Origin of the sequence: Limnofasciculus baicalensis BBK-W-15, assembly GCF_024178385.1 — a bacterium.
Lineage (GTDB): Bacteria > Cyanobacteriota > Cyanobacteriia > Cyanobacteriales > Coleofasciculaceae > Limnofasciculus > Limnofasciculus baicalensis.
On record NZ_JAMZMM010000316.1, the window covers coordinates 1 to 7,292 of the forward strand.

Annotated in this window: 8 protein-coding genes and 2 pseudogenes; 6 read left to right on the forward strand and 4 right to left on the reverse strand. The window is 41.9% G+C overall.

What is annotated here, in order from left to right:
* Positions 1-281 precede the first annotated feature (281 nt).
* A complete protein-coding gene (locus NJ959_RS23020; protein WP_254014081.1) occupies positions 282-824 on the forward strand; it encodes a single-stranded DNA-binding protein in 543 nt (180 codons plus the stop codon).
* Positions 825-1,672: 848 nt separating this feature from the next.
* On the opposite strand, the gene NJ959_RS23030 is transcribed toward NJ959_RS23020, so the two are convergent.
* Positions 1,673-1,867 (reverse strand): hypothetical protein, encoded by a 195-nt coding sequence (locus tag NJ959_RS23030; protein WP_254014083.1) that lies wholly within the window; start codon positions 1,865-1,867, stop codon positions 1,673-1,675.
* Positions 1,868-2,354: 487 nt separating this feature from the next.
* Here NJ959_RS23030 and NJ959_RS23035 point away from each other — a divergent pair, with 487 nt between their 5' ends.
* Positions 2,355-2,720, forward strand: coding sequence for an STAS domain-containing protein (locus NJ959_RS23035; protein ID WP_254014084.1), 366 nt, complete (start codon positions 2,355-2,357; stop codon positions 2,718-2,720).
* 160 nt (positions 2,721-2,880) lie between these two features.
* Here the strand turns inward: NJ959_RS23035 and NJ959_RS23040 are convergent.
* The 3 genes and pseudogenes from NJ959_RS23040 to NJ959_RS30815 all read right to left on the reverse strand — a co-directional run.
* Positions 2,881-3,204 (reverse strand): annotated as a pseudogene (locus NJ959_RS23040) (zinc ribbon domain-containing protein); the annotation flags it as partial.
* A complete protein-coding gene (locus tag NJ959_RS23045) occupies positions 3,107-3,424 on the reverse strand; it encodes a class I SAM-dependent methyltransferase (protein WP_254014085.1) in 318 nt (105 codons plus the stop codon). The gene NJ959_RS23045 and the pseudogene NJ959_RS23040, both read right to left, overlap by 98 nt.
* A 312-nt stretch (positions 3,425-3,736) precedes the next feature.
* A pseudogene (locus NJ959_RS30815) lies at positions 3,737-3,877 on the reverse strand (AMP-binding protein); the annotation flags it as partial.
* 316 nt (positions 3,878-4,193) lie between these two features.
* On the opposite strand from NJ959_RS30815, the gene NJ959_RS23055 reads away from it, so the two are divergent.
* The 4 genes from NJ959_RS23055 (at position 4,194) to ureA (ending at position 7,276) form a co-directional block, all read left to right on the forward strand.
* Positions 4,194-4,880, forward strand: coding sequence for a GDSL-type esterase/lipase family protein (locus tag NJ959_RS23055; protein ID WP_254014087.1), 687 nt, complete (start codon positions 4,194-4,196; stop codon positions 4,878-4,880).
* A gap of 308 nt (positions 4,881-5,188) precedes the next feature.
* On the forward strand, positions 5,189-6,028 hold the full coding sequence (locus tag NJ959_RS23060) for an ion transporter (protein WP_254014088.1): 840 nt from the start codon (positions 5,189-5,191) through the stop codon (positions 6,026-6,028).
* Complete coding sequence (locus NJ959_RS23065) at positions 5,997-6,896, forward strand: urease accessory protein UreD (RefSeq protein WP_373693697.1); 900 nt, start codon at positions 5,997-5,999, stop codon at positions 6,894-6,896. The genes NJ959_RS23060 and NJ959_RS23065 overlap by 32 nt, the downstream gene beginning before the upstream one ends.
* A 74-nt stretch (positions 6,897-6,970) precedes the next feature.
* A complete protein-coding gene (gene ureA / locus NJ959_RS23070; RefSeq protein WP_254014090.1) occupies positions 6,971-7,276 on the forward strand; it encodes an urease subunit gamma in 306 nt (101 codons plus the stop codon).
* Positions 7,277-7,292: the final 16 nt, after the last annotated feature.

The following is a 7,292-nucleotide window of genomic DNA, read 5'->3' on the forward strand; positions in this document are numbered from 1 at the left end:
CTTAAAACGGACTTCGTCCCGCAACGCTCTCCAAAAATCAAAACTCTCTTCCCCACTCCCCATTCCCCACGCAATGGAGGGTTGATATCGAGCAGCAATGCCGGGTATCAGCCAAGCGCAAGCGTTAATGGTTATCGACTTTAAGTTACACCGTGGACTTATACATAGCTCGATTTACCAGTGGGTAGGTTTGTCTAGGTTTTTAGAAGCGGTATATTTGTACTATGATAGTTGAAATTGTTGATGAAATGTAATTGGCACTGGTACAAGGGGGAATACAGATGAATAGCTGCGTCTTGATGGCACAAATCATTCAAGCTCCAGAACTCCGTTACACCTCGGATACTCAAACCCCCATAGCCCAGATGCTGGTGGAATTTCCTGCTCTCAAAGCTGATGAGCCACCTGCAACGTTAAAAGTGGTGGGATGGGGCAATTTCGCCCAGGAAATTAAGGATATGTATTCGGTAGGCGATTTGGTGGCGATTGAAGGTCGTTTGAGTATGAATACTATCGAGAGGCCAGAAGGGTTTAAGGAAAAACGTGCGGAATTGGTTGCTTCCCGAATGTACAAGCTGGGAGTGGATACAGAGATAGTACCAGAAATTCCTGCTACTTCTGGTTCGGTTAATTCCTCAACTCCAGCAACGACTACAAGATCTAGTAATGTGGTTGTACCGATGCGATCGCGCAAGGAGTCTGAACCAAGTCCCAAAGGAAGAGATTATCCCCATTCAGTTGCAGATCCAAGGTTTGATACTGTTCAACCCTCCACATTTGGGGGATCGGATAATCAGCAAGATTTGGATGATATTCCATTTTAGTTATTGGTTTTTGGTTGTTGGTTGTTGGTCAAATATAGCGATTAACAACTATTGTGTTTCAACTACTATATTCACTAGTTCATGCTATCCAACCCTTTTTAGTGCCGATTTGCTTTTGTTTGGCATGGGGGATAGTGATTCTCGGATTTTGGACAGTTTTATCAGCAATACGAAACGGTGTGGCTAATGCTAAACAAATGCACCAAATCCCCTGTACAAACTGTCAGTTTTTTATCAATGATTACCGTCTCAAATGCACGGTGCATCCATCAATTGCTAATTCTGAGAAAGCTATTCATTGTGGGGATTATTGTCCACATAGTAAGTAGTCATCATGAACTGCTTAATTCTAAAATAAAGCTACTGACTGCTGATATAGCAGTCGCCAAGGTGATGAGGAGAGGAGCAAAGGAGCAAACCTTGACCAGGCAATCTTTTCTCTTCTGCATTCTGCCCTCTGTCCTCTACCTTTTGCTATAGCTTATTTGCTTACAAATTTATTAGATATTTTTTTAGGCCTACCTACCGATCGCCAATTGAACCTACCTATTTGATCTTTCTTGAAAGCCTTTATCCTCTTCCCTATCCACAGGATGTTTCTTTGATCCACATCAACTTAGTATAGACAGGGGGTTCCCTAAACGCTGGTGGGGCTTAACATTGAGAGATTGTTAATTGCCTTGTGGATTACCACAATACTACCAGCAACGGATAGAAAACGTAACGAGCTTATTGCAACACTCGAATTTATGAATAGTTAACCGAACGCCTGTGGTGGGAATAGCCCATAATATCCCTGTGGCGACTCAGTGTTGTCCTACTCAATTGGGATTTACCGCGATCGCAATCTATGTGGTTGCGACTAACTGAATTCGACCTGCATCCATCTCAGACATTAATAATTCCAGCGCTTCGTAATCAGCATCGGAAATATAACCTAGACGGGTGAGTTCGTAGTTGATTTCGTTTTCAATATCAGGAGTGAGTCTCCTAATGTAGAGGGCTTTTTCTACCAGATGGCGAATAACGTATGTCGTTTTCACTGTTTATTTTCGTAGAACTCCATAGTATCGAATTATCAATTGAATCCCTATTCAAGATAGTGATGGAAATCAAATTTTTCAGTGATTTGGATTACTGTTATCTGAAGCTTAATGGGGTCTAATACTATACTTCAAATACCTAACAAAGCAGAGATTGATTATTATATCAAAAATAGTATTCTATTTTACATCAAGATCGGATAAAGATAGCTATATTCAAAGAGTTGACTTGCTATTGTAACATCAGGCAATGGCTAGATCCTGTCTTTACCTTACTGAGATAGAATTGTTGGAAACAAAAATTCAATAAAATCAGTATATCTTCACACATTTACTAAAAATTACCTCAGTAAAAATTTAGTAAAGGAGAACGATTTGGCGAGAGTCCACCCATTTTAGGCAGTGGAGTGGACGTTTAGGGAATTCAGACGTTATCTTCAGATTATTCTCTGTAATTTTTTTTGTGAACCAACGTAAGGAGTGAACTATGGTAGTTGCTATCAGGGACTCGGAACTGGCTATTATACAGCCTTCTGGACAGATTGATGTCTCCAACTCCGTTGAATTTAAACGGCAGCTCACAAAAGCGATATTGTCAAAACAGTATTCCGCTGTGTTGGTGGACATGCAACGGGTGGAATCTATCGACAGTGAAGGGTTGCTCGCGTTGGTGGCTGCCTTTCGTCAAGCGCAAAAACGGAAACTGCGCTTCAGTCTGTGTTGCGTCGCCCCCTCTATTCGCATTGTTTTTGAGTTAACTCAAGTAGACAGGGTGTTTGAGATTTTTGAGAACCGTCATACTTTTGCCATCTCCCTGAAACCCCGCGAAAAGGCTCTTCAGTTGACTGCTTAAGGTTGGCTCTAATTGTATGAGAACTCTGGGTGCATCTCAATGGCAGCAAAAATATCGGTCAAGGTAGGTGTCTTGGGTTGATTAGATCCTCCAGACAGATCATCTCGCCTATCCTACCAAAACATCATAGAAGCTGAGAGCCTCCCTTTTGTGACATCTCCTACACCAACCTGAGTACAGGTATGGTGTAGGCTTCCAAACCAATCCGGCTATCGCTTAGGAGGCGTTTGGCTTTAAGAACGGAATGCCCTACCGCTCTATTTTTTATATTTATCGCCGCGTTATGATCGCGGTCAAGAGAAAAACCACAATGAGGGCAGTCATGCCAGCGAATATGCAGCTTTTTAGGTACTTTCTCACCGCAATTAGAACAATCTTGTGATGTATTATGGGCGCTTACTGGTATAACCAACAAACCAGCGTTTACGGCTTTGTTTGTCAGTATCGACAGGAAGCTTGACCACCCAGCATCCAACACCTTCTTCGTGTAGCCATTTACCCATGATACCCGTACCCACTCCAGCATCTAAAATTCGGGCATTTTTAGGAACGTACTTAATCGTTAAATCCACGATGGGTTCGCGGTTGGGACGACCAAAAGTTTCGGTTAAATCTTGTTCATAATCTTTAGCCCATTGGTTATAGCGATCGCTAAGTTCACTATTATTTTTTGAACTATAAACCCACTGAATTTTGTCTGGCATATTCATCATCATTTTCAACTTTTACTCAACCGAGACACTTGACCTTTTGTCCGAAAACACTTTCGAGCATTGGCACAAAAACGGATAAAGGTAATGTATCATAGTTAGGGTCAAAAGAGATTTGATCCCACATTTTACAAAACCGAATTGTTCGCTCAAAAGCTGGATGCTTTTGAAGTTGCTCACCTTGGTTTTGATTCAATACCACATTTATACACAACTAATCTTAGGCAAACACTGCTGTAAAGCCAAGAAGAAATCAGGGGAAATAACTAAATCTTCCTCTTGATATCCTGAAAAGCAATGCCGTTGCTCTGATCGTAAATAATGGGCTAGTTGATTAGCTTTTTGATCGAGTTCTTGATAAGTTAATTGGTCTTGTCCAAAAACTACTGCTACTGCCTTGGGTGTTTTTGCGACTTGTTTTTCAAATAACTGATGAATACCACTAATGTGTGACATGTGTGTGACATAGTGTAATTAATTTTTCTCGATATTATAGCAGTGCGTGCTGGCGTATTTACAGTACACTTGTTCTAAAAGCCTCCCGAAATGAAGATTTGATGAAGTCTTTCAACCCACGATGACATTCACCCCTGCGGCGGCTGATAATAAGAGTAAGTCTTGGGTGAACATGGGACATCTGTACCGCATATTTCTTTTATTGGTCGCTTAAATACCCACAGGCGCAGATAATAGCGTACCATATTCCTCAAACCATCTAAATGTGTCGAGTTGTTAACAATTGAGTGACCAGGTACTATTGTCTATGCAAACACTTGTTGCACCTAGCTTTCATCCCTCTTATCGCATCAAACAACAGCCTCTAAAATTGGTAGTATTGGGTGATAGCCTCATCTATGGGTTTGGCGATCCTGAAGGCGGAGGTTGGGTAGAGAGATTGCGACGGCAGTGGATGTCACCCAATAGTTCCGGTCACATCCTGTACAATTTGGGTGTCCGTGGAGATGGTATCCTGCAAGTGCAAGATCGTCTAGAACACGAGTTTCGCCGTCGCGGGGAATTGCGGAATCGGGTTCCAGATAAGATTATCCTCTCTGTCGGCGTGAATGATTCTGCCCGTCTCGGGCGTAGCAACGGTCGGAATTTTACAGATTTTGATATATTTCAGGTAGGGTTGGCAAATTTGCTCGACCAAGCGCAGGGACTCTGTAAGGTTCTATTTGTGGGAATGGTACCTGTGGATGAATCTAAGATGCCGTTTCTCGATTGTTTGTACTACAATCATCTCGATCAGTACCGCTACAAGGAAGCAATCCGCCTTGCTTGTTTGAAACGTCAGATTCCCTATTTGGATATTTTCGATACATGGATGAATCGGGGTACTGATTGGTGTACTCATCGTTTGTCTGATGACGGACTTCATCCTAATGTGTTAGGGTATCAGGCATTATTACAAGATGTCCTAGACTGGGAACCATTCCGTCACCTGTGATGCTATCGGGATGTGAAGGAATCTGATACTATGTTCCTTTCAAGATACGACATGGAATCCCATACTTACTTAAAAGTATGGGGATTATACTTTTACCTCTTCCCTTTTAAAACTATTTCCCGTTCTCTCTTTGCTTTTAATATCGAATCCTTTGGCATTGGTATAATATCTTTTTTTTAACGCTCATAGCCCAAAGGGGGGCGCAAAGGTACGCAAAGATTTTTGCACTACTCAGTTGAATAATTCCGACCGGAAATGATATAAGCAGCCTAGAAAAAAACTATCTTCGTTTAGACAAACGAGATTGAATGAAGCCATCACTAAAACAGTACATTTTTGAGATTATCGAAGGCTCCAATAAAGATAATTGGGTTGGTCAAGTTTTCGATAGTTTTATCTTGGTATTAATTGTTCTGAATTTAGTGACATTTAGCCTAGAAACTGTCCATAGTGTTTGGATAGAATATAAAGAAGTTCTGACTGCATTTGATATTATATCTGTTTTTGTTTTTACCTTTGAATATAGTTTAAGAGTTTGGTCATGTACCGTCAATCCAAAGTTTCGACATCCAGTTTGGGGTAGATTACGATTCATCTTCACTCCTTTACTCTTGATTGACTTATCTGCTATCCTTCCATTTTACTTGCCTCTATTTTTTCCAGATATACGATTTGCTAGATCCATCCGCTTATTTCGGTTTTTCAGATTATTAAAGTTGACCAGATATTCTGATTCATTGAAAATAATATTTACAGTATTTCTTATTAAAAAAGAAGAATTGATTATTACATTTTTTGTCTGGTTTTTGCTGTTGTTTTCCGGATCTAGTCTCATGTATTTTGCGGAACATGAAGCTCAAGCCAAGGCATTTCCCGATATTCCCACAGCTATGTGGTGGGGGGTTGTTACATTGACTACAGTTGGCTACGGAGATATTTATCCTATCACTCCGATGGGAAGAATTTTGGCAGGAATATTAGCCGTGTTGGGAGTGGGGATATTGGCGTTACCGACAGGAATTATCGCCTCCGGATTTTATGACGAATTGCAAGGCAAGCGGAAGAAAAAACGACATAAACATGCTATAATCTGCCCCCACTGCGGTAACTTAATCGATGAACACCCAAGTGACAAGTCTCACCACTAAGCCAAGAGAAGTTGCCACTGGATGGCATGGCAGTTTGGAGTTAGTATATGCCTATAACCAGAGTAAAACTCAACTTATTCACTCTCAATCGCGATCGCCTCTAAAAGTACAGCGTCCCTTTTATCCAGAAGGGGAGGGTATTTGCCATACAGCAGTATTGCATACCGCAGGTGGGATTGTGGGAGGTGATATTCTTTCTCAAACTATCCATCTTCAACCTAATTCCCAAGCTTTACTTACTACTGTTGCTGCTAGTAAAATCTATGGTAGTCGCGGTAGATCTCCTGTATCTCCGGAAGGGCAAGCAGCCAGACAAACTATTGACATTAAAGTAGATGCTGGTGCTATTTTAGAATGGTTACCCCAAGAAACAATTGTATTCAATGGTGCAGTTTATCAGCAGGATTTGCGGGTAAAATTAGCATCAGGAGCAAGTTGGTTGGGATGGGAGATAACCCGTTTTGGTCGTACTGCTAGGGGAGAAAGATTTTTGCAAGGTGAATGGAGATCCCATACTGAAATCTGGCAAGAAGGAAAACCTCTATGGATTGACAGACAATGGTTACCAGGAGGAGAGGAAATTCTCAACAGTCCCCATGGATTAGCGGGACAACCAATTGTCGCAAGTCTCATTTACATCGGACAACCTGTATCATCTGAAATTATTACGGAAGCGAGAAATATCTGGATGGCAAAAGCAAGACAGGGAGAAGCAGGCGTGACTCAAACCATGGGGGACGGATTATTATGTCGCTATCGTGGCGGATCGACTTCAGAGGTGAGAAACTGGTTTACAGAGGTTTGGCAACTCCTCCGCTTATCCCATTCCGGGCTTGCCGTTACCAAACCACGATTTTGGCCTTTATAGTAATCGCTAATCGCTAATCCTCAACCTAGCCCCTAGCCCCTACTCCCCACTCCCCACTCCCTACTCCCTGACTTATGCAATTATCACCCCAGGAAAAAGACAAATTACTAATTTTTACAGCCGCTTTGGTAGCCGAAAGACGCAAAGACAAAGGGTTAAAACTCAACTATCCCGAAGCAGTAGCATACATCTCTGCGGCAATTCTTGAAGGGGCGAGAGAGGGGCGAAGTGTGGCAGAGTTAATGAGTTACGGTACAACTATATTGAGATGTGATGAGGTGATGGATGGCATACCGGAAATGGTGCAGGAAGTGCAAGTAGAAGCAACTTTTCCTGATGGCACTAAACTAGTTACAGTCCATAATCCGATTCGAGGATAGAAAATGGGGAATGGGG